This is a genomic window from Hymenobacter lapidiphilus (assembly GCF_013377885.1).
Taxonomy (GTDB): domain Bacteria; phylum Bacteroidota; class Bacteroidia; order Cytophagales; family Hymenobacteraceae; genus Hymenobacter; species Hymenobacter lapidiphilus.
On the sequence record NZ_JABKAU010000010.1, the window covers coordinates 61,667 to 88,027 of the forward strand.

Annotated in this window: 21 protein-coding genes; 9 read left to right on the forward strand and 12 right to left on the reverse strand. The window is 61.4% G+C overall.

The annotated features are described in order from the left end of the window. Positions 1-131: 131 nt before the first annotated feature. Both HW554_RS07335 and HW554_RS07340 read right to left on the reverse strand, forming a co-directional pair. Positions 132-947: a ferritin-like domain-containing protein gene (locus tag HW554_RS07335; RefSeq protein WP_176907932.1), complete on the reverse strand. Its 816-nt coding sequence runs from the start codon at positions 945-947 to the stop codon at positions 132-134. Positions 948-976: 29 nt separating this feature from the next. Next, complete coding sequence (locus tag HW554_RS07340; RefSeq protein WP_176907933.1) at positions 977-1,699, reverse strand: ferritin-like domain-containing protein; 723 nt, start codon at positions 1,697-1,699, stop codon at positions 977-979. Positions 1,700-2,187: 488 nt separating this feature from the next. On the opposite strand from HW554_RS07340, the gene HW554_RS07345 reads away from it, so the two are divergent. Continuing rightward, entirely contained in the window at positions 2,188-3,666 is a 1,479-nt protein-coding gene (locus HW554_RS07345; protein ID WP_176907934.1) for a BatD family protein, read from the forward strand. Between the two features lie 151 nt (positions 3,667-3,817). Further along, the gene (gene aroC, locus HW554_RS07350) at positions 3,818-4,897 is read left to right on the forward strand and encodes a chorismate synthase (protein ID WP_176907935.1); all 1,080 of its coding nucleotides are present in this window, start codon (positions 3,818-3,820) and stop codon (positions 4,895-4,897) included. Here aroC and HW554_RS07355 read toward each other — a convergent pair. Then, a complete protein-coding gene (locus tag HW554_RS07355; RefSeq protein ID WP_176907936.1) occupies positions 4,894-6,252 on the reverse strand; it encodes an HTTM domain-containing protein in 1,359 nt (452 codons plus the stop codon). The two genes, aroC and HW554_RS07355, sit on opposite strands and share 4 nt — an antisense overlap. Positions 6,253-6,429: 177 nt before the next feature. Here HW554_RS07355 and HW554_RS07360 point away from each other — a divergent pair, with 177 nt between their 5' ends. Further along, positions 6,430-7,059, forward strand: coding sequence for a NifU family protein (locus HW554_RS07360; protein ID WP_176907937.1), 630 nt, complete (start codon positions 6,430-6,432; stop codon positions 7,057-7,059). A gap of 229 nt (positions 7,060-7,288) precedes the next feature. Here the strand turns inward: HW554_RS07360 and secDF are convergent, their stop codons facing one another. The 5 genes from secDF to HW554_RS07385 all read right to left on the reverse strand — a co-directional run bounded on the left by secDF (position 7,289) and on the right by HW554_RS07385 (position 12,923). Further along, positions 7,289-10,252, reverse strand: a complete 2,964-nt coding sequence (gene secDF / locus HW554_RS07365) for a protein translocase subunit SecDF (protein WP_176907938.1) — start codon at positions 10,250-10,252, stop codon at positions 7,289-7,291. Positions 10,253-10,480: 228 nt separating this feature from the next. Then, the gene (locus HW554_RS07370; protein WP_176907939.1) at positions 10,481-10,858 is read right to left on the reverse strand and encodes a hypothetical protein; all 378 of its coding nucleotides are present in this window, start codon (positions 10,856-10,858) and stop codon (positions 10,481-10,483) included. Positions 10,859-10,990: 132 nt separating this feature from the next. After that, positions 10,991-11,623 carry a uridine kinase family protein gene (locus HW554_RS07375; RefSeq protein ID WP_176907940.1) on the reverse strand — a complete coding sequence of 211 codons (633 nt, stop codon included), beginning with the start codon at positions 11,621-11,623 and terminating at the stop codon, positions 10,991-10,993. Positions 11,624-11,861: 238 nt separating this feature from the next. Next, positions 11,862-12,443, reverse strand: coding sequence for an RdgB/HAM1 family non-canonical purine NTP pyrophosphatase (gene rdgB, locus HW554_RS07380; RefSeq protein ID WP_176907997.1), 582 nt, complete (start codon positions 12,441-12,443; stop codon positions 11,862-11,864). Between the two features lie 81 nt (positions 12,444-12,524). Further along, positions 12,525-12,923 carry a hypothetical protein gene (locus HW554_RS07385; protein WP_176907941.1) on the reverse strand — a complete coding sequence of 133 codons (399 nt, stop codon included), beginning with the start codon at positions 12,921-12,923 and terminating at the stop codon, positions 12,525-12,527. Positions 12,924-13,205: 282 nt separating this feature from the next. Here HW554_RS07385 and HW554_RS07390 point away from each other — a divergent pair, with 282 nt between their 5' ends. From HW554_RS07390 to HW554_RS07415, 6 genes are all read left to right on the forward strand, one after another. Then, complete coding sequence (locus HW554_RS07390) at positions 13,206-13,472, forward strand: type B 50S ribosomal protein L31 (RefSeq protein ID WP_116942295.1); 267 nt, start codon at positions 13,206-13,208, stop codon at positions 13,470-13,472. A gap of 143 nt (positions 13,473-13,615) precedes the next feature. After that, positions 13,616-14,824, forward strand: a complete 1,209-nt coding sequence (locus tag HW554_RS07395) for a GlmU family protein (protein ID WP_176907942.1) — start codon at positions 13,616-13,618, stop codon at positions 14,822-14,824. Between the two features lie 44 nt (positions 14,825-14,868). Continuing rightward, positions 14,869-16,005, forward strand: a complete 1,137-nt coding sequence (locus HW554_RS07400) for a DNA polymerase III subunit (protein WP_176907943.1) — start codon at positions 14,869-14,871, stop codon at positions 16,003-16,005. Between the two features lie 302 nt (positions 16,006-16,307). After that, positions 16,308-17,240 (forward strand): hydroxymethylbilane synthase, encoded by a 933-nt coding sequence (gene hemC, locus HW554_RS07405; protein WP_176907944.1) that lies wholly within the window; start codon positions 16,308-16,310, stop codon positions 17,238-17,240. 324 nt (positions 17,241-17,564) lie between these two features. Continuing rightward, positions 17,565-18,206, forward strand: a complete 642-nt coding sequence (locus tag HW554_RS07410) for a peptidylprolyl isomerase (RefSeq protein WP_176907945.1) — start codon at positions 17,565-17,567, stop codon at positions 18,204-18,206. A gap of 29 nt (positions 18,207-18,235) precedes the next feature. After that, positions 18,236-19,147 carry an SDR family oxidoreductase gene (locus HW554_RS07415; protein ID WP_176907946.1) on the forward strand — a complete coding sequence of 304 codons (912 nt, stop codon included), beginning with the start codon at positions 18,236-18,238 and terminating at the stop codon, positions 19,145-19,147. Positions 19,148-19,179: 32 nt separating this feature from the next. On the opposite strand, the gene HW554_RS07420 is transcribed toward HW554_RS07415, so the two are convergent. From HW554_RS07420 to HW554_RS07435, 4 genes are all read right to left on the reverse strand, one after another. After that, a complete protein-coding gene (locus tag HW554_RS07420; RefSeq protein WP_176907947.1) occupies positions 19,180-19,809 on the reverse strand; it encodes a PKD domain-containing protein in 630 nt (209 codons plus the stop codon). A 28-nt stretch (positions 19,810-19,837) separates the two neighbouring features. Further along, positions 19,838-20,548, reverse strand: a complete 711-nt coding sequence (locus HW554_RS07425; protein ID WP_176907948.1) for a LytR/AlgR family response regulator transcription factor — start codon at positions 20,546-20,548, stop codon at positions 19,838-19,840. 52 nt (positions 20,549-20,600) lie between these two features. Next, entirely contained in the window at positions 20,601-24,101 is a 3,501-nt protein-coding gene (locus HW554_RS07430) for a hybrid sensor histidine kinase/response regulator (RefSeq protein WP_176907949.1), read from the reverse strand. 150 nt (positions 24,102-24,251) lie between these two features. After that, on the reverse strand, positions 24,252-26,294 hold the full coding sequence (locus HW554_RS07435; protein WP_176907950.1) for an OmpA family protein: 2,043 nt from the start codon (positions 26,292-26,294) through the stop codon (positions 24,252-24,254). Positions 26,295-26,361 lie beyond the last annotated feature (67 nt).

Consider the following 26,361-nt stretch of genomic DNA (forward strand, 5'->3'; position numbering starts at 1 on the left):
CCTGCTTGAGTCTGCCCAACTCCCTGCTCTGGTACAATTGCCACGCTATGCGGGCGTCCTGTCAAATGAAAACAGGCTGCTCCTTACGGAACAGCCTGTTTTTATTGGGAAAGCAAAAAAGCTGTAGCAGCTTATCCTTGTACGAAACCACCAGCGCGCGAGGCGTCGAGTACTTCGGCCATGGTCAGAATTTCGTCGAACGAAGCCGCCGCATCATTGGCCGAGTAAGGCGTGCCGAGCTGGCTGGTGATGTTAACGTTCGATTGGATAACGTTATCCTCACGGATAGTACCGGTGTATACCGGACCCAGTGGAGCAGGCAAGTTCGAGTCGGAAGCAGGAATCCAAGGAGCCTGCATGCGCATGGTACGGATATGAGCTGCGTGACGAGCTTCTACCGAGTGAATCTGGAGGGCAACCTGGAGCAAACTGGTCGTACCGGCCATTTTGCCTAACAAGTTACCAGCCTGACCTTTGTAGGCCCGTACACCGGTGTCTTCCAATGCCTGGGCTACTACCAACTGAGTAGGATAGTCGGCTGGGAAAGCCGAAGTCTTAAATTTTACGTTCGTCACGGGCGTGCCGTTCAGCGCTCTGATGGTATCAGACAGCAGCTTAACGTGAGCAGTTTCGTGCTTCAGGATAGTAGCAATGGCTCCGGCGGCGACACCAGCGGGTACTCTGCCGGCGGCAGTCATCTTCTTGTAGTAATCCTCTTCCAACAGCTCCAGGGTCAGGGCGTAGTTGAGGACTTCAACAACACTGGGAGTCGTCGTCTGGCCATAGGCCTTCGAAAACAGCGAGGATACGAAAACTGGGGCGGCGGCCAAGGCACCCATTTTGGCAGTGTTGCCAAGGCTTTTGAATACTGCCCGACGGGAGTCGAAGCGGCCCAGTACGTCGGCGTCTACTTCCGACAGTTGCTCAATTATGCGAAGTATGTTCATGATGATGGCTCGTTAAAAGGAAGGAGGAATTACTTACCGACTCTCGAAGCGTCGAGCTTCTCTTTGATGAAGCTCTGAGCCGCCGTTACCACATCGACCGGCTCCATGGCCTTGTCGAGGCCGTTGGCGTCGATGATGCTGTCATCAGCAAACGAGCCGGGGGAAATCAGGTCGCGCACATAAGCGGCGTGACGGGCTTCTACCGATACAATCTGTCCGGCAATTACCAAGTAAGCCGGCGTCTTCAGGTATTTACCTGCACCATTATAAGCGGCTACTCCCAAATCCTCGAACGTTTTGGCGGTAGCCAATACCGAAGCACGCTTCGTGAAGTCGATGGACGTGAAGATAGGCGTCAGGCCGGGGATGATCTGGCCTGGCGCGTCGCGATTGATAGCCGCCTTGAAGAAGTCGCGGTGAATAGCTTCATGTGCGGCTACCTGGTTGAAGTAGTCCTTTTCCAGAGTCGAGAAGTCGGCGGCGGGCGTGGCCTTTACCTGGGCATAGAAAGCAGCTTCGAGCTGCTCCAGAGCGTATGCGTAGTTGAGCACGCCTACATCACCCGAACCCAAATTCACGGTGCCGTTGGGCGTAACGATTTCGTTATCGTCGTCGTCACAGCCCGAAAGCAGCAGAGCAGTAGCTCCGGCCGTAGCTCCGGCGTACATGAAGAACGAGCGGCGCTTGATAGGCGTGTACAGCGGCTTGGCGAATTCCGCCTCTTCGCTGGCATTTTGCTTGATGTTGGACATTAGAGAAATAGTTTGGGTGAAAAAAAGGCAAGTTGAATCTGCACGCCCTGGGGCAGAGAATTACAAGTCAGGAACTTCTGCCGAAAAGAGCGGTGGAGTAGTTGCTGGGTAGAGTTACGACTGCAACTCAGCAGTGGATTGAGAATAACCGAAATTTTGTAACATATTATATGTAATGTGCTGATAGATAGAATATGCCTTTTTCAATGCAAGGGGTATTTTTCAATAGAATGCCTCAATGAAAGGCGTCTGATAATCAGTTTAGTATGGTGAGAAATTGCTGGTATTGAATTTGTGCGCGACTATAATAGTGGGTTGCGGATTTTGTGCTACTCCATTATGGAGTGCGAACGGCTACGCATCCAAATTGTTCTGGCCCAACCCTATTGGTAACCCTAAGATCAGTCCGGTAGCCGGGCGTTGGTAGGCTCAGTAGCCCCAAAGCAGTTTTTCGTAGCTTTGAAACCCACCCGCTGAAGTTGGGCATCATGCGTTTAGTTCTGGTTGTGTTTTGCTGGATGCTGCTGCTGCCCTCTTTTGGTGCCCATGCGCAGCCAACGGTACCAGCCGGCACGGCCGATATTGAATTGGGGCCGGGTGCTTTTCCGCTCAATGAGTATTACACCATCAGCTTCCGGCTGCGCGGTGCTCCTTTGGAACGCTACTCCGCCTTTCCCGATCTGGAGGGCTTCAAGAAAAGCGGCAAATCGAGCACCACTACCACGCGCATCGTGGGCGGTCAGAGCTTTACGGAGCTGACCATTACGCAGCGCTACGCCGCTTTTGCCGAAGGTGAGTACGAAGTCAAGCCCTTCAGCATGAAGGTGAACGGGCTGAGTCTGGAATCGGTGGGGGCCAAGCTGATAGTAGGCCCCCAGCAGACCAGCGCCCCGCCCGTGCCCGGCGGCACGGCCCCGCTACAGGGTCTGGGGCTGCTCGATCAACTGTTTGGCAAGCCCAGGCCGCAGGACTATACCGAGCCGCGCGACCAGGCTTTTCTGACCCTCACCCCCGATAAAGAGCGGGTTTTTGTAGGAGAGGGTCTGCATGTGGCTTTGTATTTCTACCTGCGCCCCGAAGACCAGGCCGTACTCGATTTCTACGATTTTGCGGGCCAGCTGCCAGGTATTATCCGGCAGCTACGCCAGCGCACGGTGTGGGAGGAAAGCTTCGACGAGCAGGAGGTGGTGCCCGAAAGCGTGACGGTAGGTGGCCAGCCGTTTCTGCGCTACCGCCTCTGGGAAGCCGCGCTGTATCCGCTTAACGCTGCTCCGCTCGCGTTTCCGGCCGTCGAGTTGAAAATGCGCAAGTACAAGGTGGCCAAAAAGCCCGCCGAAGGCCTCGACAACCGACTCGAAGGTTACAAAACCTACCGCTCGACCCCGCTAACGGTGCCCGTGGTGCCGTTGCCGCCCCACCCCCTGCGCGACCAGGTGCCGGTGGGCAACTACGAGCTGAAAGAGTTTCTCGACCGCACCACGTTTCGTACCGGCCGGACGTTTGCCTACACGTTTGCGCTCGAAGGCGAGGGCAACCTGGCTACCGCGAACCTGCCTGCTCCCGTGGCCCCCGTTGGCCTGGAGCTTTACGGACCTGAAGTGCAGCAGACGCTGACCCGCCAGAACGGTCGGGTAGGAGGGCGCAAGAGCTTCCGCTTCCGGCTGGTAGCCCGTCAACCCGGTCTGGTTCGCCTCGATACGCTGTTCCAGCTCATCGTTTTCAATCCTGCCACGGCCCGCTACGATACGCTGCGCCCAAAGCTGGGACCCGTAGTGACTGGGGCCGAGCGCACCGAAAACACCCTGCGCGCTGTGCCCACCGACCCGTTTTACCGTCAGGCCCTGGCCGCCGCCGATACGACGCCCCAGCCCCGGAGTATCTATCGCGACGTACGCCGCTACGCCAACCTATTTCTTGGTGTACTAGTAATTTTCGCCCTCTGGGGCTGGTGGCAGGCGCGGCAGTGAGTAGGTGCAGGCGTCGGTCATTCTGAGTTCACGAAGGAGCTAGCTAGGGTTGAACAAGAAGCTTCGGTTAGAGGTAATAGGGTCTTCCGCAAGCTCAGAATGACAATCGTACTTTTGTCCTCCAAGTCACTCATCCATTACCTCACCACCTATGAACACTTTCGGCACCCTGTTTCGCATTACCACGTTTGGCGAGTCGCACGGGCCGGGAATTGGGGTGGTAATTGACGGTTGCCCGGCGGGGCTGGCGGTAGAGGATGCCCAGATCCAGGCGGCGCTGGACCGGCGCCGGCCGGGACAGTCGGACCTGACGACGCCCCGCGCCGAGGCCGACCGGGTGGAGGTGCAGTCGGGCATTTTCCGGGGCCAGACCACCGGTACGCCCATTAGCCTCTACATCCGCAACCAGGACCAGCACAGCCACGACTACTCCCACATCGAGCATGCCTACCGCCCCTCGCACGCCGACTACACCTACGACCAGAAGTACGGCCGGCGCGACTTCCGGGGCGGCGGCCGCAGCTCGGCCCGCGAAACGGCCGCCCGCGTAGCCGCTGGCGCTGTGGCTCAGCAGCTGCTCAACCAGCACAACATCAAAGTGAACAGCTACGTGTCGCAGGTGGGGGCGGTAGCCGTTCCGGTGGGCTACGAACAGTTGGATCTGGGCCTGATTGACACCAACCTCGTGCGCTGCCCGCACCCCGAAACAGCCGAGCGTATGGCCGCCCTCATCCGCCAGACGCGCGACCGGCACGACACGGTGGGCGGTCTGGTAACGGGCGTGGTGCAGGGCCTGCCCGCCGGCCTCGGCGAGCCGGTGTTTGATAAGCTGCATGCTGAGCTCGGTCGGGCCATGTTGGGCATCAACGCCGTGAAAGGGTTCGAATACGGCTCGGGCTTTGCCGGTACGCTGCTGTTTGGCTCCGAACACAACGACTCCTTCTATACGGATGAAGCCACCGGGCGCGTGCGCACCCGCACCAACCATTCGGGCGGCATCCAAGGCGGTATCAGCAACGGCCAAGACGTGTACTTCCGGGTCGCCTTCAAACCTGTGGCCACCATTCTGCAGCCTCAGGCCACCATCAACGACCAGGGCGAGGCCGTAAAGCTGGCGGGCCGGGGCCGCCACGACCCCTGCGTGCTACCCCGCGCCGTGCCCATCGTGGATGCCATGACCAGCCTCGTGCTAGCCGATATGCTGTTGCGGGCCCGGGCCAACAAGGTTTAAAGCGCATCGGCCACCGGGCCGGGCAGTACCCAGGGGGAAGGTGCCAGGGTACGGCGTACACTCAGCAAATTCAGCGTAGGGCTGACGAGTGGTCGGGGTGGGTGGCCGTTCAAGCTCACGCTCGAATGGCAATAAATGGCTACCGGTGGCTGGCCCCGGCGGCGGAAATCCTGGCTCAGAAGCTGCGCAAATTGGAGCAGCAGGTCGGGGCTGGCCTTGAGCTTGTTGGCCTGGTTGGACGTAAGGTAGTTCTGTGGGTGCACCCACTCTTCGCGCCCGTCGGGCAGCACTACCTGAAACATGGCCGTACCGGTTTTGCTGCGTAGCATCAGGTGCCAGCTGAAACGGTGGCCTTCCTCGGTCCAGTGCACATCGGCGGGGTAGAGGTAGTGGCGCAACGGTACCAGCAGCTGCACTAGTCCAAACAGGCCTAGCCCCGCCAGCACCCAGCGGGCCCTTGGGGGCACAACGGCAGGAGCCGCGGAGGCTGCCTCGGCGGGTAGCGGCACTCGCGCCCGGAACCAGCGGCCCACGAAGCCCGGCAGCCGGCGCGGAAAATCGGGGGCGAAAAACAGGGTGGTTAATAGGATGGAAAACCACGGGAAAGTGCCCAGCCCGAATACCACCACGTTGGTGAGGTGGAACAGCACAGCCACCCCAAAAGCCCAGGGCCGACTGCGCCGCCACAGCAACAGCGGCACAACCAAGGCATCAAACGCAATGCCGCCATAGCTCAGCACCCAGGCCGCGGCAGAGTGGCTCAGCAGCGGGCCGATGAGCGGGTAGTTCGCCTTGGCTGCCAGCCACACCGTGAGGGGCCGGGCCGCCAGCCAGTCGGGATTAAGCTTGGCCAGGGCGGCCAACGCGTACACCAGCCCCATCTGAAACAGCAGCACCAACCGCGTCCAGGCTGGAGTGGTGGCGGCTCGGGCCACGCGGCCGGCGCGCACATCGGCCGAGGCAGCGCGGTGGGCGGGTAGCACCAACAGCACGGCCGCTACCAGCGCATACAGGTAGAAATGATTGATGTACTCGGTTTCTTCGAGCAGCAGCAGGGTTCCATAGCCCAGGCTTAGCAGGGCGGCAGCCACGCGGTAGTGCCAGCCAGCGGCCACAGCAAACCCGGCGGCTACCACCAGCCCGTAGAGCGCGTAAATGCCGGCCGGTGGCGGGTGCGGCAACCACTCCCAGCCCAGGTAGCGAAAGTGAAACTGTGGCTCGGTGTAGTTGCGCACGCGCCCCAGCAGAATGGCCCCGCCGTGCTCCAGCGCCAGCAGAAAGCCCGCACCCAGCCGGAAATATACCAGCCAGGCAATATCAACAGGGCGAAACAAAGCGGCAGTCAGGCGGCGCATAGATAGAGGCTTTCGGCGGCAAGCTACAAGCGGACGCTGCACATCAGCCTGCCGCTTATGACTTGAAGCTGCAAAGAAGCTACCTTTGTAACTATTGCTGCCTCGTGCAGTTTTATGGTACTGAGGCCGACCAGAACGGCCCGATTTTCTCTCCGCTTGTCTCCAAGTCTTTCAAACATGGCTGAACAACTCACTGCCCCTGCTGGCCCGGTATCGATATACGCCGAGGCTTCGCCCAACCCTGAATCCATGAAATTCGTGCTCAATGCCCAGCTTTTGGCTGATGGCGTGAGCGTGGACTACCCCAACCTGGAAGCCGCCGTTAATTCGCCGTTGGCTCAGGAACTGTTCAATTTCGATTATGTGGGCCGCGTGTTCATCGCCCAGAACTTCGTTACCATCACCAAGAGCACCGACCACCAGTGGGCTCAGCTGATTCCGGAGCTGCGCACCTTCCTCAAGTCGTACATCGAGGCCAGCGGCCCCATTTTCACCGTAGACCCTGCCGCGGAGCAGAAGGCTGCCCAGCAGGCGGCCGCCACGCCCGCCGATGCTTCGGAAGCCGACCAGGCCACCAGCCAGAAAATCATCGACTTGCTTGATAACTACGTGCGCCCCGCCGTGGAGCAGGACGGTGGTAACATCACGTTCAAAAGCTTCAACGACGGCATTGTAACCGTGAACCTGCAGGGCTCGTGCTCCGGCTGCCCCTCGGCCACCGTTACGCTTAAGTCGGGCATCGAAAACCTGCTCAAGCGCATGGTTCCCGAGGTGCAAAGCGTGGTAGCCGAAGGCATCACCGTTTAGATCCAACTGGTGCAGATGCCGCGTATGCAGGCGTCTGTTCATATAAAGTAAAAGAGCCCGGCCAATTGGTCGGGCTCTTTCTGTTTCAGGAAAAAGCGGGTTAGTGCAACGGCTTAATATATAGCTTCGGCAGCACGCTACTACCCAGCAAAGCAAAAGAGCCCGACCAGTTGGCCGGGCTCTTTCTGTTTAGAAGCAAACAGAACGAAGCTGCAACAGGGGTGCTTGATTAAGCTTGCGAGCTGCTGAGTTTGGGAACACCGATTTCGCCGCCGTCGTTGATGCGCTCGGTTTCCTTCTTGCCGTAGGTATCGAGAATCAGCGGGGCCGCGATGAACAGCGACGAATAGGTGCCGAACACGACGCCGAGCAACATAGCGAAGGAGAACGAGCGCAGGGTTTCGCCACCGAAGATGTAGAGTACGAGCATCACCAGAAACACGGTGGTGAACGTAATCATGGTGCGCGAGAACGTGCTGTTAAGGGCCGGATTTACAACCTGGGCAAACGTGAGCTGCTTGTTTTCTTGCAGGTATTCCCTGATTCGGTCGTAAATCACGATGGTATCGTTCATCGAGAAGCCGATGGTTGTCAGGATAGCGGCCACGAACACTTGGTCCATCTCGTAGTTGAGGCCAAACGCCCGCGCAATCGGGAAGGAGGCAATTACGATGAGCGCATCGTGGAACAGGGCCACTACCGCGGCCATCGAGTACTGCCACTTCTCGAAGCGGAAGAGCACGTACACGAAAATAGCCAGCAGCGTCAGGCCCAGGCTCAACACCGAAGTTCGCTTGATGTCGTCGGCAATGGTAGCGCCTACTTTGGCGGTGCTTTCGATGTTGGGGTCGAGGGCACTGTACTGGGCGTTGAGGCCCGCCAGCAGCGCGGTTTTTACTTTGTCGTCGGCCTCCACGCTCTCGTCGTCGGCCAGGTAGCCGGTTGTGATGCGCAGGCGGTTGTCGGTGCCGAAGGTTTTGGCCTCGGTGCCGGCCCCGGCGAAGTTGTTTTTGGCCAGGTAGTCGCGGGCGTCGGAAGCCACCACAGGTTTGCTGAAGCTTACCACGTAGGCCCGGCCGCCGCGGAAGTCAACGCCCAGGTTGGGGCCACCCTGCAGATACATCAGCCCGAAGCCGATCAGAATAAAGACAGCCGAGAACACGTAGGCCAGCTTGCGCTTGCCCACGATGTCGAAGTTGATGTTTTTGAACAGGTTGCGCGACAGGAAGGTACTGAACGTCAGCGAAGTCGTTTCCTTATCCTTCACCATCCACTCGATAATCAGGCGCGAAATGTACACGGCCGCCAGGAAGGAGGTGAACACGCCAATGAGCAGCGTGATGGCGAAGTTCTGCACCGGACCCGTACCAAAAATGAACAGGATGGTGGCGATGATGAGCGTGGTAACGTTGGCATCGAAAATGGCCGAGAAAGCCCGGGAATAGCCTTTGTTGATGGCATCTTTGGTCATCAGGCCATGATCCATCTCCTCCCGGATACGCTCGAAAATGAGCACGTTGGCATCCACGGAAGCCGCAATAACGAGCAGCAAACCGGCAATGCCAGGCAGTGTAAGCGCGAAGCTGAACTGGGCCAGAATGCCCATAATCAGGAACAGGTTGAACAGCAGCACGGCATCGGCGATAAGGCCGGCGCGACCGTAGTAAGCGGCCATGAACACCATAATGATCAGGAGGCCGGCCACGATGGAGAGCAGGCCCTGGTTGGTGGCTTCCTGGCCCAGCGAGGGGCCTACCACGGCTTCTTCCACAATGCGGGTAGGAGCGGGCAGCTTACCAGCTTTCAGTACGCTGGCTAAGTCCTGAGCTTCCTCGATGGTGAAGTTGCCCGAGATGCTGGAGTTGCCGCCGGCAATTTCGGCCTGTACTACGGGGGCCGAGTACACGTAATCGTCGAGCACAATGGCTACCTGGCGGCCGATGTTGGCGGCCGTTAGGCGCTGCCACTTGCGGGCGCCGTTGGAATTCATCTGCATCGACACCTCGGCACCGGCACCCTGCTGGCTGAAGTCGCCGCGGGCGTCGCTTACTACCTCGCCACCGATGGGGGCCTCCATGTCGCGGCTCTTGCGGATGGCGTAGAGCTGCAGGTACTCCTGACCGTCAATCACGTCGGGCTTCACGCCCCACATCAGCGACAGGTTGGAGGGCAGTACGGCGCGGGTATCGGCGCTGCGCAGCAGGGCATTCACGCGGGCCGTGTCGCGGATGTTGGCACCCAAAGTGCCGGGCATGGTGAACAGGCTGCCGAGGACGTTTTTCTGGGGCGAAGCGGAATCAGTCTGGGCGGCGGCGGTGTTTTTCTGGGCCAGCTGGCGAGCCAGGGCCGAGGTGTCGCCGGGGGCGGCAGTAGCGGCAGCCGTGGTAGCGGCCGCCGCGGCCGGCGTGGCCAGGGCTTCCTTGGCGCTCAGCACCTGGTTGAGCTGGTTGAGGTAGGGTGCAAACTCATCCTGGCGCCATACTTCCCAGAATTCCAGCTTGGCCTGGCCCTGCACGAGCTTGCGCACACGGTCGGGGTTATCCACGCCGGGTAGCTCAATCTGGATGCGGCCGGTGCCTTTCACGCGCTGAATGCTGGGCTGGCTGGTGCCGAACTTGTCGATACGGGTGCGCAGGATGTCGAACGAACGGTCGATGGCGTCCTCCAGCTGCTTGTTGATTTCGCCGATAACCTGCTCATCCGACGAGTTGATGTCGATAGCGCCCTTGTTGATGGTGTTGGCGAAGATGCGCGCCAGCTTGTCGTTGGGGGCCACCTCGCGGAATGCCTGGGCAAACAGCGTAGTGAAAGGCGTGCCCGGGTTGCTGCGCTGCTGCGCCTGCGCCTGTGCCATGGCCTTGTTGAAGTTGGCGTCCTTGCTCTTGCCGCTCATGGCCCGCACAATTTCCACCGGCGACACTTCCAGCGTCAGGTGCATGCCGCCGTTCAGGTCCAGGCCCAAGCCCAGCTCCGACTGCCGCACTTCTTTGTAGGTAAGCGGCCCGAATACAGGCGCCCGCCACACCGAATCGAGGTAGTGCTGGCGCTGTTTCTCTACAATCTTGCCGCCACTCATGGCGTAGCGCTCGGCATCCCGCTGTACACTCCGCGAGACGAGCGTTAGCGAGAGGAAGTAAATGCACAACGCCGACAGAATAAGTGTCAGCGTGATGATGAGTCCTTTATTACGCATTGATTTTGTTGAGCTGTTAGCCGGCAGTTGTTAGCTGTCGGCTACGGTTCTGGAAAGCGAAAAATAAAACCGGGGCCCGGCCCGATACTGTGGAGGGCAGTTGCCGGATGGCAGAAAACGGGGAAGAAAGCAACCAGGAACGCACAGATAAAATGTTACCTCAGTTGAGGCCACGGCCGTGCGCTCTGGTAAACCGGGGCAGCGCCCGCGTTTCCTCCCCTGCCGAAGTTAAGGAGCCTGAGGCGAGAGGGCCACGCGCAGCAGTCGGGCCCGCAGTAGGGCTACCGACGACCGGCCGGGGTAGGGGCGCACAATCGTGTGAACTGAGGCCGGCCATTGCGGCCTCGTTGGTAATAGCAGCGGTGCGGGCAGCCAAGCATCGGTAATGGCGGGCAACTCGGCCACCAAAACGGGCGTTGCCTCTAGGTTCACGCGCTCTTCTACCACGGCTGTGCGGCTGGCAACGGCGGCACGGGTCGGCGCTTCGGCTGCCGGCAGCACCCGCAGCGTAGCCACCGATTGGTGGTTGAGGCCCAGCACCATCAGCACCGTTAAGGTGAGGAAGGCGAGGCGCAGACGCGGTAAAAAGGCGGTGAGCAGCAGCACGGAACAGATGTAAGAACTACAAATATAGGTTTTTGCCCTCGCGGCTGCAACGCCCCGGCCCGCTGCCGCCGCAAATCCACGAAAAAGCCCCCGAAAACTTCGGGGGCTGCTCGTAAAAAAGGGCTGTTCCGACTACTCGGCCCGGCTGGCTACCACTTTGCCGCGCAGGTAGGCTACCAGCACCTCCAGTCCCTTATCAAAGCGGTGGTTGTTCGGAATAATCAGGTCGGCGTCCTGCTGGAAGGGCTTGATGTACTTCTCGTAGGTGGGGGCCACGTGGTGGGTGTAGCGGTACAACACGTCTTCCAGGTCGTATCCCCGCTCGTCCCGGTCGCGGATAATGCGGCGTTGCAGCTTCACGTGTTCCTGGGCATCGATGAACACCTTCAGGTCGAGCAGGCGGGCCACGGCTTCAAAGTAGAACACGAAAATGCCCTCTACTACCACAATGGGAGCGGGTCGGAACACCAGTTCGGCCGCCACCACATTGGGGTTGTTGAAGGTGTACTCGGGCCGGCGTACCTCTTTGCCCTGGCTGATGCGCAGTACATCGGCCGCGTAGGCCGCCGAGTCGATGGAGGTAGGCAGGTCGAAGTTGGTGACGCCCTGGGCATCGACCAACTGGTTTTCGCGCGGGTGGTAATAGTTGTCCTGCGAAATCAGGCAAATATCCTCTTCGGGAAAGGAGGCCAGCAGCCGGCGCAGAAACGTGGTTTTGCCCGAGGCGCTGCCACCCGTGATACCGACGATGAAAGGTTGTTGCATAAGGGAAAAGCGAGGCCCGTACCGGCAGGGCCAACCCTGCAAAAGTAGTGATTATTAGAAGTGGGTAGAGAGAAATCAGAAAAGAACATCATTCTGAGCAGCGCGAAGAATCTCTGCCGCTTCGTCGTAACATCGTCTCAACGAAGCAGTAAAGATTCTGCGGCAAGCTCAGAATGACGTTCTTTTTATCGTCGAGTCTGCGTACCGCTTCTCGCTTCGCTGCCCTTACCTCTACTGATTACTTCTCCCCCAGAAACGCCACGAGCCCGGCAACGGCGCGGCTGCGGTGGCTGAGGGCGTTCTTTTCGGCCAGCGGCATTTCGGCAAAGGTGCGGCCGTCTCCTTCGGCCGGTACAAATACCGGGTCGTAGCCGAAGCCGCCGCTGCCGTGCAGTTCCGGGCTGATGTGACCCTCCACGGCCCCGGTAAATTCGTGCACGGTGCCGTTGGGCAGTACCAAGGCCACTACGGTCCGGAAGCGGGCCGTACGGTCGGTGTGGCTGCGCAACTCGTGCAATAGCTTGGCCACGTTATCTTCGGCCAGGCGCTGCGGGCCGGCATAGCGGGCCGAATACACACCGGGCGCGCCGCCCAGCGCCGGCACTTCCAGGCCCGTGTCGTCGGCAAAGCAGGCCACCCCGAAGTGGTCCCACACGTACTGGGCCTTCTGGCGGGCGTTGCCCTCAAGCGTATCCTGGGTTTCTGGCAGCTCCTCGTGGCAGCCAATATCGGCCAGGCTCAGCAGCTGCACCGTGGCCGGCAGCAGCGGCCTGATTTCGTCGAGCTTATGGGCGTTGTTGGAGGCGAAGCAGAGGCGCATGGCGGGTAGGAGTTGAAGTGAACGGAAAGCGGCGCGAATATCGGCCATAAAAAAGCCGGCCCGGGGCCGGCTTTGCTGCACTCAGCGAAACATCTGCTTGATAAGGTGCCAGCAGCTATCCAGCGGGGCGCTGGCAGCAGGGGGGGGCGAGCTGAGGTAGGCCTGGGCGCCGGCGGCCGTGTGTACGGTGAGACGGTAGGTAACCGCGCTGCCGTCGGCCGCTACGGGTCGGGTATGGCGGTCGAAGTAGGAGTAGCGCGATTGGGAACCGGCCGTCAGGCTCGTCAGATGGTCGAAGTCATCCGCCGGCCCGTCCTGCCGGTCGATGCCGTAGCGGATAACGCCGGGGGCGTTGGCGGCGGCCCACTCCAGCTGCACTCCGCCCGGCAGGGCCTGGGTGCGGAAAAGCAGCAGCCCCGAGCCCGAGGCCAGCCCGGAAAGCAGTAGCAGAAGCCCTAATAGGGCGGGCAAGCGTTTCATAGCAAAGAAGATAAGCGTAGTAGATAGAGCGGAGGGCCGCGCAAACATACTTGGTTCCGTGTAAAAACACAGCGAGGGCCAGAGCCTCTGGGGCAGAGGCAGCGCCCGGAATAGTGGCTTTGCCGACCACGGCCATGCCCGGAAGCGGTATAGTGCCAAGTACCTGTTCGATTGGTGCGAGGAAAAAAACGGCGGACGTTTTTAAAATCCGGACCTAACGCGTACTTTTGCAATCCCTTCCGCAAAATCGGCAGGCACTCAGGTACAAACGGCCCTACGACCATGAAAAAAGAAATTCATCCCGAGTATCGCGAAGTGGTATTCCAGGACACTTCCAGCGACTTCAAGTTCGTGACCCGCTCCACGATGAGCTCCAACGAGACCATCACCATGGAAGACGGCAAGACTTACCCCGTTATCAAGGTGGAAGTTAGCTCGGCGTCGCATCCGTTCTACACCGGCAAAAACGTGTTTATTGACACCGCCGGCCGCGTGGAGAAATTCCGCACCCGCTATAGCAAGAAGACCCAGCAGAGCGAAAGCGAGTAAGCTTCAAGCCACAAGCTCTATGTTCACAAAACTCCCGTTGGCAGCCCTGCCAGCGGGAGTTTTTGTTTGTCCCCTTTCCTTCCTTCCTACTTTTGTTCCGTCCGCAGGCAGCTTGTAGCTTGCGGCTTGTAACTCGTTTTCTCATGCACGTTCTGCTCTTCGATGACCCGGCCATCCGGTCCCGGCTGCTGCCGCTCACCTTCACCCGGCCCGTAGCGGCGCTGCGCTGCGGCATCCTCACGCTGGCCGAAAAATGGCAGCATCGCCTCGGCGTGGATGAGGTCGGTTACCTGACCGAAAGCTACCTGCAGGCCAAGTTTCCGGCCGGCGACACCCGCGGTGCGGCCTTGGTCATTAACGGCGCCGTGTGCCCCGACGAGCTGCTGGTGCGCCAGGTGCAGGCACTGGAGCCCGGCAACGCCCTTTATGATGGTGAGTTGCTGGTGGCGGCCCACTTGGTCGACGCCACCCAGGTGGCCGAGCTGATTCAGGAAGGCTTCCGGAACACCCACGAAGTAGCCGAGCCGGTAACTGTAATCGGCGAGCTGTGGCACCTGTTTCTGAATAACGGGGCCGAAATCCGGCTCGACTTTGCGCTGCTGACTGCCGGCCGCGAGTCGGCCCTAATAAGCGACCCGCACACCATTGTTTACGGCCTGGAGAATATCTTTATCGAGCCCGGCGTGAAAATCCGGGCCTCCATCATCAACGCCGAAGACGGACCGATTTACCTGGGTCGCAATGTAGAAGTGCACGAAGGAGCCACGCTGAAAGGTCCGCTGGCTGTTTGCGAGGGCAGCCACATCAACACCGGTGCCAAGCTGCGCGGCGACAATACCATCGGCCCGCAGTGCCGGGTAGGAGGCGAGGTGGCCAACAGCATCATCATGGGCTACTCCAATAAGGGTCACGAGGGCTACCTGGGCAACTCGCTCATCGGCCAGTGGTGCAACATCGGGGCCGATACCAACACCAGCAACCTCAAGAACAACTACGCGCCCGTCAAAATATGGAGCCATGCGGCCGGCCGGTTCGTGAACACGGGCCAGACGTTCTGCGGCCTCACGATGGGCGACCATAGCAAGTGCGGCATCAACACGATGTTTAACACCGGCACGGTGGTGGGCGTGGCAGCTAATATCTTCGGGGCCGGGTTCCCGCGCGCGTTTGTTCCGAGTTTTGCCTGGGGTGGCCCGGCGGGCTTCGAAACCTTCCGGCTAGCCAAAGCAGGCGAGGTGGCCGAGCGCGTAATGGCCCGCCGCAAGCTTGCCTACGACGAGGCCGAGCAGGAAATCATGCGCCATGTGTATGAAGCTACAGCTAAAGACCGGGTGTGGGAGAAGACGGAGTAAGCAAGTAGAATGACGGTCATTCATCGACTACTAATTACCATAAAATGCGCTTTTCTGCTATTCCGGGGCTGAGTCAGGTAAAGCAGCTGCTGCTGGGCGGCGTGCGGCGCAACCATGTGGCACATGCCCAGCTGTTTCGGGGCCCCGAGGGTTCGGCGGCGCTGGCACTGGCGCTGGCCTACGCGGCGTTTCTGAACTGCGAAAACCGGCCATCCGAGGCCGAGGATTCGTGCGGGGCCTGCCCGAGCTGCCAGAAAATCGACAAGCTCATCCACCCCGACCTCAATTTCATCGTGCCCGTGACCACCACCAAGGCGGTGGCCAAGGATGCCACGAGCAGCAAGTTCGGGGCCGAGTGGCGCGAGTTCGTACTCCAGAATCCGTACCAGGGTCTTAATGACTGGATGCAGCACATTGGGGCCGAAAACAAGCAGGGCAGTATTTCGAAGGATGAAAGCGTGCAGCTGCTGCGCCTGGTGAGCCTCAAGGCCTTCGAGGCACGCTTTAAAGTGGTCGTTATTTGGTTGCCCGAACTCATGCACCCGGCGGCGGCCAACGCCGTGCTCAAGCTGCTGGAAGAGCCACCGCCCGCCACGGTGTTTCTGTTGGTGAGCTTTGCCCCCGAACAGCTGCTGCCCACCATTATCAGCCGGGTGCAGCCGGTAGTGGTGCGCGCCCCGGCCGAGCAGGAGCTGACGGATTGGCTACGCACCACCCAGAACGTGCCCGAAGCCAAAGCCCGGCAGCTGGCCCAACTCACCGACGGCAACGTGGGCGCGGCGCTGGCTGCCAGCGCCGACGGCGCTAGTGCCGCGCACGACTACTACGAGCTGTTTGTAGGCTGGATGCGCACCTGCTACGGCAACAAAGTGGCCGATATGCTCGCCCGCAGTGACGAATTTCAGAAGCTGGGCCGCGAAAACCAGAAGGAGTTTTTCCAGTACGCGCTGGCGCTGCTGCGCAAGGTGCTGCTCTTCGGCCTCGACCCGCAGCTGGTGCCGCACCTGCCGGCTCAGGAGCAGGGATTCATCAAAAGTTTCAGCCCTTTCGTAACGCCCCGCAACGCCGACGCGCTGACACAGGAAATCAACGAGGCGCATTATCACATCGAGCGCAATGCCAACCCGCGTATGGTGTTCATCGACGTCTCATTGCGCCTAGCCGAGTTGCTGCGGGCGTAACGCTGTAGCTGACGAAAATGCTTTAAAAAGCCTGCAAAGACTGAAAATACAGTACGCTAATTTACTATAGCCGCCGCTAAAACCGTTATAGGAAAGTGTGATGCTGCTGAAAGCGTACGGTGACCTAAACGGGAATTTCCGCTTGGGCCGGAGGGTGCCTGGTACGTCTGGGGCCCTGGCGGAAGCAACTGTGGGCGGCTAGTGGCTGGCAGCTCCAAACAAGGGGGTTATCTTTGCCGGAAGTGCGGATGCGCCGGAGCATTTCCGGTCCCAATTTTCCGGCTTTCTGACCGTATTTCCAATTGAAAACTTCCATTCGCATCGGCACCCGGGGCAGCAAGCTCGCTTTGTGGCAGGCCAACCACGTGGCCGACCGGCTGAAAGCCGCCGGCCTGGAGCCGGAAATCGTCATTATCACCACCAAGGGCGACATCGTGCTGGACCGCTCGCTGGATAAAATCGGCTCGAAGGGCGTGTTTACCGAAGAGCTGGAAGAGGGCCTGCGCACCGGCCACATCGATGTGGCGGTGCACAGCGCCAAAGACGTGCAGAGCAGCATTCCCGACGACCTGGAGCTGCTGGCCTTTATGGAGCGCGAAAAGGTGAACGATGTGGTGTTGAGCTTCGATGCCGACCTCGACCTAAACCGGCCCGACCTGGTGCTGGGCACCAGCAGCACCCGCCGCCGGGCCATGTTGCGCCGGTTTCTGCCCCACGCCACCGCCGCCGACGTGCGCGGCAACCTGCAAACCCGCCTGCGCAAGCTCGAAGAAGGCCACTACCATGGTCTGGTGCTGGCCTACGCCGGCGTGCACCGCATGGAGTACGATGGCCTGATCCGGCATGTGCTGCCCGAAACCCAGTACGTGCCGGCCACCGGCCAGGGCAGCGTAGCCGTGGAGTGCGCCCGCAACCTGGAGCCGGCTCTCAAAGCCGAACTGCACCGCCTGCTCGACCACCCCGCCACCCACGTGTGCCTGCGGGCCGAGCGCGCTTACCTGCGCACAATGGAAGGCGGCTGCAGCATCCCCAGCTTCGCGCTGGCCACCCTCAGCCCCGATGGCCACACGGTGCAGCTGCATGCCGGCCTCATCAGCCTCGATGGTGCCCAGTTTCTTGAAGAAACCCGTACGGCTCCTGCTGCCGCCGCCGCCCAGCTCGGCACCAAAATAGCCGAAAGTATCCTGGGCCGCGGTGGTCGCGAAATCCTGGAGGACATTAGGAGTGGTAAGTAGGCCGGGGATGGGCTGGTGCGCCTGTAGGCGGATATTCAGCAGGTAATACTGAGCTGACCGAAGTATGACGGCCCAATCAGCTTTGTTCTACCTCCTTCCTCCCCTTCTCTGGAAAAGCAAGTTGACGCAGTAACCCATGCAAACCCGGCGTAGCTGCGGCTGCGTGAGAGCGGGTAGCTGTGTTGGGTTTGCGGAGTGAAGCCAGAAGCGGAGGCATTGGGCGGTAGCCCCAGCGGTAAGTACCAGGTTTTCGCAATGCCCCGCAAAGAAAACGCGTAAATTAGGGCCATAATCTGCTTTTAATCCTCTGCCCGCTTACTCCGCATGATGAATCTCTTTCGCCGCGCCCTATTGCTGGGTCTGGTGCTGACGCTGGCTGTACCTGCCGTGCAGGCGGCCAAAAAGCCCCGCAAAAGCAAAAAAGACGAACTCGTCACCATCAGTACCTCGCTGGGCGACATCCGGCTGGTGCTCTCCGAGCTGACGCCGGTGCACCGAGCCAATTTTCTGAAGCTGGCCCGCAGCGGATTCTACAACGGCACTACGTTCCACCGCGTCATCCTCAACTTCATGGTGCAGGGCGGCGACCCCAACTCGAAGGATGCCGACCCCAGCAACGATGGCCAGGGGCCGGCGAGCGAGCAGACGCTGCCGGCCGAAATCCGGCCCGAACTGACCCACGTGCGCGGGGCTGTAGCCGCCGCCCGCACCGCCGATTTTATGAACCCTGAGCGTCGTAGCAGCGCTTCGCAGTTCTACATCGTGCAAAACCCTCAAGGCACGCCTCACCTCAATGGCCAGTACACCGTGTTCGGCCAGGTTATCAGTGGTCAGGAGGTGGTGGACAAGATTGCCCAGCAGCCCGCTGGCCCCGCCAACCGCCCCCTCACCGATATCAAAATGACAGTGAAGGTGGAAAAGCTGAAGAAGAAGAAAATTACCGAGCAGTACGGATATCAGTATTGAGAGGTGAGCAGAACGTCATTCAGAGCGCAATGAAAATTCTTGTTACCGGCTCCAACGGCTTATTAGGGCAGAAGCTGGTGGCGTTGCTGAGCCGGCAGCCGGGCGTGGCGCTGGTAGCTACTTCGCGTGGCCTCAACAAGCTGGCTGGCTTGTATCCGCAGGTGCCGTTTGTGCCGCTCGACGTAACCGATGCCGCCCAGGTAGCGCAGGTAATCGAAGCCGAAAAACCCACCCACCTCATCCACACCGCCGCCCTGACTAACGTGGACGAGTGCGCGCTGCACCAGGCCGACTGCTGGAACCAGAACGTGACGGCAGTGGCGCATCTGGTGGCCGCCTGCGAGCAGCATCAGGTGCATTTAATTCACCTGAGCACCGATTTTATCTTCAGCGGGGAAGCCGGCCCGCTGGCTGAGGACGCCGTGCCGGGGCCGGTGAATTTCTATGGAGAAAGCAAGCTGGCCGCCGAGCAGCTCGTGCGTCAGAGCCGCGGCCTCTGGACCATTGTGCGCACCGTGCTGGTGTATGGCACGGCCCACGACTACGGCCGCACCAACCTGGTGCTTTGGGTGCGCGATGCGCTGTGGGCGGGCAAGCCGATAAACGTAGTGGACGACCAGCTGCGCACCCCCACGCTGGCCGAAGACCTGGCCCAGGGCTGCTGGCTGGCGGCCAGCCTCCATGCTACCGGTATCTTTCACATCAGCGGAGCCGAGCTATGCACGCCCTACCAGCTGGCACTGCAGGTGGCCGCGTATTTTCAGCTCGATGCCAGCCTTATCAGCCGGGTAGATGCCGCTACGTTTTCGCAGCCGGCCCGCCGCCCGCTGCGCACCGGCTTTGTAGTGGACAAAGCGGTGCGCGAGTTGGGCTATCGGCCCCACTCACTGGCCGAAGGTATTGCGCTGGTAGCCGCACAGGCCGACGAAGTCCAGTTATAGGGCCCCGGCCATCGGATACCGTTGCATCAATGTTAGGGCAGCACTATCACTTGGCGGCTCACGCAGTGGCTGTCGGGGCAGGCACCGGGGCCATTGGCGCGCAGGGCCATGCGCACGGCGTAGCGGCCGGGCCGGCGGAAGCGGTGCTCGACCTGTGGGCCGGTGCTGGTAGCACCGTCGCGAAAATCCCAGATGACCACCATGTTTCGGCAAGTGGGCAGCTGCGAGTCGGCGGCATCAAAAGCCACTGGTTGTCCCACCCGCACCGTGTCGGCGGCCCGGAAGTTGACCACGGTTTGCTTCGTGAAATCAACGTCGAGTAGCTTTTCGGCTTCCCGCACTTCGCCGCTGGCTTCGTCTACCACATCGAGGCGCACGGTGTAGCGGCGGCGCTCGGCGTAGCAGTGAGCCACAGTGGGGCCGGTAAGCTGGGTGCCGTCGCCCATATCCCAGCGGAAGGTGAGCTGCCCGGCGGCGGGGTCAACGGCCTGGCGGGCGTCGAGCTCCACGCACAGTTTGGGCACGCGCGGCGGCGGACAGGCTACGCTGATGGTGTCGCCGGCCTGCTGAGCTGCTGCCGGTAAGGCCAGAAGCAGCAACAGCGGCAACAAAAGCAGCCGCCTTCCGGGGCAGAATACGCGAAGCAGCACGGGAGCAGACACGGTATGAATGAAGGAATAGTGGAGGCCGCTAGAAGCGGTTCAGGCGCTGGAAAACCTCTTTCTGGTAGGTCTGGCCGATAGGAATGTGCTTGTCGCCCAGTAAAATAGCGTTATCCTCGATGGTCTGGATCTGGCGGATATTAACGATGAACGAGCGGTGCACCCGCACAAACAGCGCCGCCGGAAACTTCTCGGCAATGCCCCGTAGCGTGCTGTACACGATAAGTTTGCTGTTTTTGGTGATGATGTGTACGTAGTCGCCCAGGGCCTCCACAAACTGCACCTCGTCGAACTGCACCTTCACCAGCTTGCTGTCCACCTTTACAAAGGTGAAGTCGGCATCGGCCGCAACCGGCTGGGCATGGGCCGCCAGCGCCTCGCGGGCCTGCTGGGCCGCCTGCAGAAAGCGGGCGTAGCTGATGGGCTTCACCAAGTAGTCGAGCACGGCGTACTCGAAAGCCTCCACGGCGTAGCCTTTATTGCTGGTGATGAGCACGACCAACGGCGGGTTGCGCAGGGTACGCAACAGGTCGAGACCCGACATCAGCGGCATCTCCACATCGAGAAACAGCAGATCGATGGGCTGCTCGCGTAACATCTCGGCGGCCACCAGCGCACTGCTGCAGCTGCCGGCGTGCACCAGAAACGGGGTATTGGCCACGCAGTTTTCAACAATCTGCACGGCCAGCGGGTCGTCGTCGACTACCAGGCAGCGGAGGGGAGCGGGGGTTTCGGCCATATGTGCAAAGCTACAGTCTTTCTTTGCAGAATTCCATCAAAGCAAAATCGGACTAGACCCCCGCCAGCCGCTGTTCCAGCAACGGATACAGGGCCTGCAGGCGTTGCTCAATGGCAGCCAGCCAAGCGGGCAGGGCGGGGTGGGAGGGCTGCTGGCGGGCGGCGGCCTCCACTTCTTCCAGTAGTTGGCAGAGCTGTGGCATACCAAAATATGCCACCTGGCCCCGCAGCTTGTGCGCCGCATCGGCCAGCGCCGGGCCCGGCAGCTCCTGCAGCTGCCGGGCCAGCGGCGGGGCCTGCGCCAGAAAGGTGCGTACCAGCTGGCCCACGAAGGCGGGGCTGCCCCCGGCCAACTCCTCCAGCAGCGTCCAGTCGGGCTGCTCGGTGGCAGAGGGGTCAGAAAGTGGAGCCGGGTCGGTGGTAGCGGTCAGCAGGGCAGGGGCCGGCCCGATGGCGGCAGCGGGTGGTGTGCGGCCGGTGTAGTGGGCAAGTCGGGCGTAGAGTACGGCCGGGTCGAAGGGCTTGGCCAGCGTGTCATTCATGCCGGCGGCCAGGGCCAGCACCCGGTCTTCGGGCAGGGCCGAGGCCGTGAGGCCGATGAGCGGCAGGCGGGTGGGGTCGGGGAACAGGAGCCGCAACTGCCGGGCCGCCTCGTAGCCATCCATTTCGGGCATCTGCACGTCGAGCAGCACGGCATCGAAGGGCTGCTTGCGGGCAGCTTCCACGGCCAGCCGGCCGTTGTCGGCCACGGTTACCTGTACGTTCCAGGCTTCGAGGGTGCGGCGGGCCACCAGTTGATTAAGGGCATTGTCTTCGGCCACCAGCACCCGTAGGGCGGGTTCGAAGGGCGGCAGCACGGCCGTGGCCTCGGGTGGTATGGTAGCCGGGTCGGCGGGCCGGGCCGGAATCTCAACCCAGAATGTGCTGCCCCGGCCCTCCTCGCTTTCCACCCACAACCGCCCGCCGTGCAGCTGCACGAGGTTGCGGGCGATGCTCAGGCCCAGCCCGGTGCCGCCGTATTGCCGGGTAGTGCTGGCGTTGGCCTGCGAAAAGTCCTCGAAAATGGCTTCCTGCTGCTCGGGCGCAATACCGATGCCCGTGTCGCGCACCCCAAACCGCAGTACCGGCTCGCTGGCTGCGTGGGTGGCCGGGCCGGCCTCCAGCAGCAGCGTAATGCCGCCCTGGGCCGTAAACTTCAGGGCATTGCCCACTAGGTTCACCAGCACCTGCTGCAGCCGCACCGGGTCGCCGGTAATGGCCTCGGGTATTTGGGTGCCGATTTCGGTGTGCAGATAAAGACCTTTGGCATCGAGGGCGAAGCGGAACATGGCCTGTACCCGCTCCAGCAGCGCGGGCAGCCGGAACGGCACCTGCTCCAGCGTGAGCTTGCCGGCTTCCATCTTCGACGAGTCAAGGATGTCGTTGAGAATGACCAGCAAATTCTGCGACGACGACTGGATAGCCTCCAGGTACTCTTGCTGCCCGGCATCGACGCGGGTGCCGCGTAGCAGGTGCGTGAGGCCGATAACAGCATTGAGGGGCGTCCGGATTTCGTGGCTCATGTTGGCCAGAAACTGCGCCTTAGCCCGCCGCGAGGCCTCGGCCGCGTCGCGGGCCACCAGCAAGTCGGCGTTTACCAGTTCGGTGGCATTCTTCTGACGGCGCAGCTCGGTGGTTCGCTCGCGCACGGTGGCTTCCAGTTGCTGCTTCTGGCGGCGCAGCGTGGCGGTGCGCACCTTCAGAAAGCCCCAGATGCCGCCAAATACTGCCGTTACGCTCAGTAGCGCGAACCAGCCGGTTTGCCAAAAGGGCGTAGCAATGATGAACGAAGCCGTGGTAGCCGGCCCCCAGGCTCCTTCGGCGCCGCGCCGGGCGCGCACTTCCAGCGTGTAGCTACCAGACCCGAGGCGGGGGAAATCGGCCTCGGTAAAGCCGCTGGTGCGGCTCCAGGCGGGCTGGTAGCCGCGCAGCCGGTACTGGTATTGCCAGGTGCCGGCCGGGGCCAGGCTGGCGGTTCGGAAAAACCAGGTAAGGTGGTGCGGACCCGTTGGCAGCTTGGTCAGCGAATAGGGCCGGCGCGTGGCTCCGTTCACCTCTACTGCCACCAGCGAAACCAGCGGCCGCGCCGGGGCCGGCAGCGTGGGCAGCCCCACGCGCAGCAAACCCGCCTTGCCGGCCAGCAGCACAGCCGGGGCGCGGCCGGCCAGCAGCACGGCGGTGTTGGGCAGCAGCTGCCGCACCAGCGGGTTGCCGGGTGTGGTAAGCGGGCTGAAACCTTCGCCCCGACCCAGGCTAAGCGCCTCGGCGTGTTGCACCACCAAGCCGGCGGGTGTGGGTAGCAGGCCGTAGCAATAGTTGCTGACCAGCCCGCTGTTGCGAGCAGTGAACTGCCGGAAGCGGCCGTTTTCAAAGCAAAGCACCCCGTCGCCCTCGGTGCCAATCCACACCCGGCCGGCGTCATCCTGGCTCAGGGCCGACGCCTCGATGCCGCCCGCCAGCACGCGGTACACCCGGAATTTGCCGGCTTCGAGTACGGTCAGCCCGGTGCCGTGGGTGGCAAACCACACCCGGTCCTGCCGGTCGGGCAGAATGGCGTAAATATCGTTGTGGAGTAGGCCACTGGCGGTGGTATAATGGCGGAGCCGGCCGTTATGCAGATAAAAAGCCCCGTCGCCCACGGTGCCCACCCACAGCCCACCGGCCGTATCTTGGGCCAGCGCCATTACAGTCAGCCCGGTTGGTAGCTGCGCCAGCGCGGGCCGGGCCGCTTCGGAATTGAGCAGCAACGGGAGCTTCTGCCGCCACGCGGCGGCTGCCTCGGCACCAGCCACAGCCCAGGCAACTCCATCGGGGGCAACCGGCGTGGTACTGGTGGGTGGCACCGGGCTTGGGTTCATGCCGGTGCCGTCGAGCCGCAACACCTGGCCGGCGCGGGTAGCGGCCAGCAGTTCCGGTCCGCGGCGCACCAGCGAAACCAAGCCGGGCAGCGGCTGCAACGAAACGTGCGCATCGGTGAGCCGCCACAGGCCCTGGCCGGCGGTGGCCAGCCAGTAGGTGCCCTCCGTGTCGCGCAATACGTCGTTGATTTTCAGGTCGGCCGGTAAGGCGAGCTGGTGGCGGCGGCGCAGTTGGTGCAGGCGGGCTGTATCGGGGGGCAGCAGGCCTTTAGTGGCGCGCAGGCCCGTTTCGGCGGCCGTAGCGGTTCGGAAGCCAGTGCCGTTTTCAATCGACAGCCCGCCCTGGAAATGCCGCACCACCAGCCGGCCGGTGCGCGGATGCAGGGCCAGCTGGGTTACAAAGTCTTCGGCTAGCCCTTCGCGGGTGGTAAAGGTGCGGAACGTGGTGCCATCGAAACGCACCAGTCCTTCGGCTGTGCCCAGCCAGAGGTAGCCGGCGCGGTCCTGCACCAGGGCGTAGATGAACGGCTGGGGGAGTCCCTCGGCCGGCCCGAACTGCCTAAGCGCCTGCCGGGCCGGCAGCGGCTGGGCGGTGGCAAACTGGGTGAATAAGCAGAGGATAAGGAGCAGGCAACGCATCAGGCCGGCAAGATACATGCAGTTGCGAACCGCCGCTGGCTTCTGCGTTCAGCCGTAGTCTTTTCTCGGTGAAGCCGGTCTGCCAGGGCGTCCGGTCCATCACGAAGCCGCGGGGTAAGCACCGGGCAACCCTGGTGCTCACCCCGCGGCTTCGTGATGGACTCAAACTTACTTGCCGGTTACCTTGAACTCGGTGCGGCGGTTGAGCTGGCGGTTGGCTTTGGTGGTGTTGGGGGCTACTGGCTGGGTGTCGCCGTAGCCCGCGAAGGTCAGGCGGCCTTTGTCGATGCCCTTGCCCACCAGGTAGTCGACTACAGCTTTGGCGCGGCGCTGTGAGAGGTCCTTGTTGTAGGCGGCGTTGCCCACGTTATCGGTGTGGCCTGATATTTCGAGGCGCAGGGCGGGCGTTTCGGTCAACAGCTTCTGCAGACGCTCCAGCTCGCCGGTGCTTTCCTTGCGCAACGTGGCCTTATCGAAGTCGAAGAAGATGTTGTTGAGCACCACTTTCACGCCCACATCGAGCTTTTTGAGGGCAATGTCCTTTACCACTTCCGAATAGGCCGCGCCGGCCGGCAGGTCAAAGTTTTCGGAGTGGAACAGGTAGCCTTCCTTGCGCACCACAATGCCGTAGTTCACGCCCGAAGGCAGCGACACGAGGTAGCGCCCCGATTTGGCGTTCGACTGGAACGAGGCAATAACCTGGTTAAGCGAGTTGTCAATCACGTCAATCGTGGCTTCCAGGGGCTGGCGGCTGGCTTCCTCGGTTACCACGCCCTTGAGGATGGTGACCTGGGCCGCCACAATGGCCACCGGCGGGGCCAGCAGCGTTTCTTTCACCGGCTGCACTCTGGAGGCCAGCAGCTGGTCTTCTTGGCTGAGAACAGGCGGCTTTTCGGGGCCCAGAAAGGTGATTTGGTAGATGTCTTTGCCGCCTAGTCCGTCTTCGCGCACCGACGAGTAGTAGCCGTGCCGGCCCGAGGCGGAAATCACGAAAAATACGTCATCGTCGGGCGTGTTGATGGGCCAGCCCAGGTTCTCGGGCTTGCTCCACTTGCCGTTCTCCAGCACCGATTTAAAGATGTCGTAGCCGCCCATAGCGTCGTGGCCCTCCGAGCTAAAGTACATCGTTTTGCCATCAGGGTGCAGAAACACGCCCTCCTCGCCGTACGATGTATTAATGACCGACCCCAGGTTCTGGGCCGGCCCGCGGCCTTCCATTTCGATGCGGTAAATGTCGCGCGAGCCCAGGCCGCCCTCCTTGTCACTCACAAAAAACAGGTGGCGGCCATCGGGCGTGTAGGAGGCCGACGACTCGTGGAACTTGGAGTTGATGCGTGAGCCCAGCTTCTGGGGGCGGCTCCACTCGGTGCCGCGCAACTCGGCCTGGTGCAGGTCGCCGCCATTATCTTCCAGGTACACCAGCAGGCGCTGGCCATCGGGGGCGAGGCCCACGGTGGCGTCGTGGCCGTCGGTATTGATGTTCTCGCCCAGGTTGCGGGCCGCGCTCCAGCCATCTTTCCCTTCGCGGCTGCTCTGGTAAATGTCTTCGAAATAGCCGCCCAGCTCGGGGTCGGTTTTGCCGCCCGTCGATCCTTCGCGGCGCGAGGTGAACAGGATAACCGACTCGTCGGCCGTGATAACGGGGCCGTAGTCGGGGTAGGGCGAGTTTACGCCCGGCCCGGCGTTGTCGATGAACACGCGGGTCGGCTTGGCGGCCAGCCGGCGGCCGTTTTCACACTCTTTTATCTTCTTCTGAATATCGAGCACCAGCCCGGCCGTGTTTTTGGCCCCAGTGGCCGGAACGGCCCGTTTGTACTCGGCAATGGCCTCGTTCCACTTCGCGTTGAGGTGTAGGCCCCGGCCCAGCAAATAATGGATGCGCGGGCTCACATCGGGGTTGAGCTGGGAGGCGCGCTGCAGATACTCCAGCGCCCGGGGCTTAAAGCCCGAATGCAGGTAACAGTCGCCGATTTTCAGGTTGAGCTGGTCGTTGTTGGGGTTGAACTGCTGGGCTTTCAGGTAGAATACCAGCGCCTGCTCGTAGCGTGGCGGGTCCGACTCGTAGAACGCATCGCCGGCCTTCAGGTCCTTCTGGGCCGCTTTCAGGCCGTCCTTGTCGTTGCCGAATCGGTCCTTGCTGAACTCCACACTCTGGGCCGAAGCTGTGACGCAGGCTGCGAGCAATAAGCAGGCAATCAAATACTTGTACATAAGTCAGTAGTGAGTACTGAGTATTGGGTAGTTGGAATCCGGGCGGGTGGCTTAGGCAGCCTTGCAA

What these genes read in the sequence shown, in the direction of transcription:
- HW554_RS07375 (WP_176907940.1), bottom strand. Translation starts at nt 11,623, where the DNA reads ATGCAACAACCTTTCATCGTCGGTATCACGGGTGGCAGCGCCTCGGGC.
- HW554_RS07395 (WP_176907942.1), top strand. Translation starts at nt 13,616, where the DNA reads ATGCACGTTCTGCTCTTCGATGACCCGGCCATCCGGTCCCGGCTGCTG.
- HW554_RS07435 (WP_176907950.1), bottom strand. Translation starts at nt 26,294, where the DNA reads ATGTACAAGTATTTGATTGCCTGCTTATTGCTCGCAGCCTGCGTCACA.
- aroC (WP_176907935.1), top strand. Translation starts at nt 3,818, where the DNA reads ATGAACACTTTCGGCACCCTGTTTCGCATTACCACGTTTGGCGAGTCG.
- HW554_RS07335 (WP_176907932.1), bottom strand. Translation starts at nt 947, where the DNA reads ATGAACATACTTCGCATAATTGAGCAACTGTCGGAAGTAGACGCCGAC.
- HW554_RS07430 (WP_176907949.1), bottom strand. Translation starts at nt 24,101, where the DNA reads ATGTATCTTGCCGGCCTGATGCGTTGCCTGCTCCTTATCCTCTGCTTA.
- HW554_RS07425 (WP_176907948.1), bottom strand. Translation starts at nt 20,548, where the DNA reads ATGGCCGAAACCCCCGCTCCCCTCCGCTGCCTGGTAGTCGACGACGAC.
- HW554_RS07400 (WP_176907943.1), top strand. Translation starts at nt 14,869, where the DNA reads ATGCGCTTTTCTGCTATTCCGGGGCTGAGTCAGGTAAAGCAGCTGCTG.
- HW554_RS07410 (WP_176907945.1), top strand. Translation starts at nt 17,565, where the DNA reads ATGATGAATCTCTTTCGCCGCGCCCTATTGCTGGGTCTGGTGCTGACG.
- rdgB (WP_176907997.1), bottom strand. Translation starts at nt 12,443, where the DNA reads ATGCGCCTCTGCTTCGCCTCCAACAACGCCCATAAGCTCGACGAAATC.
- HW554_RS07340 (WP_176907933.1), bottom strand. Translation starts at nt 1,699, where the DNA reads ATGTCCAACATCAAGCAAAATGCCAGCGAAGAGGCGGAATTCGCCAAG.
- HW554_RS07415 (WP_176907946.1), top strand. Translation starts at nt 18,236, where the DNA reads ATGAAAATTCTTGTTACCGGCTCCAACGGCTTATTAGGGCAGAAGCTG.
- secDF (WP_176907938.1), bottom strand. Translation starts at nt 10,252, where the DNA reads ATGCGTAATAAAGGACTCATCATCACGCTGACACTTATTCTGTCGGCG.
- HW554_RS07355 (WP_176907936.1), bottom strand. Translation starts at nt 6,252, where the DNA reads ATGCGCCGCCTGACTGCCGCTTTGTTTCGCCCTGTTGATATTGCCTGG.
- HW554_RS07390 (WP_116942295.1), top strand. Translation starts at nt 13,206, where the DNA reads ATGAAAAAAGAAATTCATCCCGAGTATCGCGAAGTGGTATTCCAGGAC.
- HW554_RS07385 (WP_176907941.1), bottom strand. Translation starts at nt 12,923, where the DNA reads ATGAAACGCTTGCCCGCCCTATTAGGGCTTCTGCTACTGCTTTCCGGG.
- HW554_RS07360 (WP_176907937.1), top strand. Translation starts at nt 6,430, where the DNA reads ATGGCTGAACAACTCACTGCCCCTGCTGGCCCGGTATCGATATACGCC.
- HW554_RS07345 (WP_176907934.1), top strand. Translation starts at nt 2,188, where the DNA reads ATGCGTTTAGTTCTGGTTGTGTTTTGCTGGATGCTGCTGCTGCCCTCT.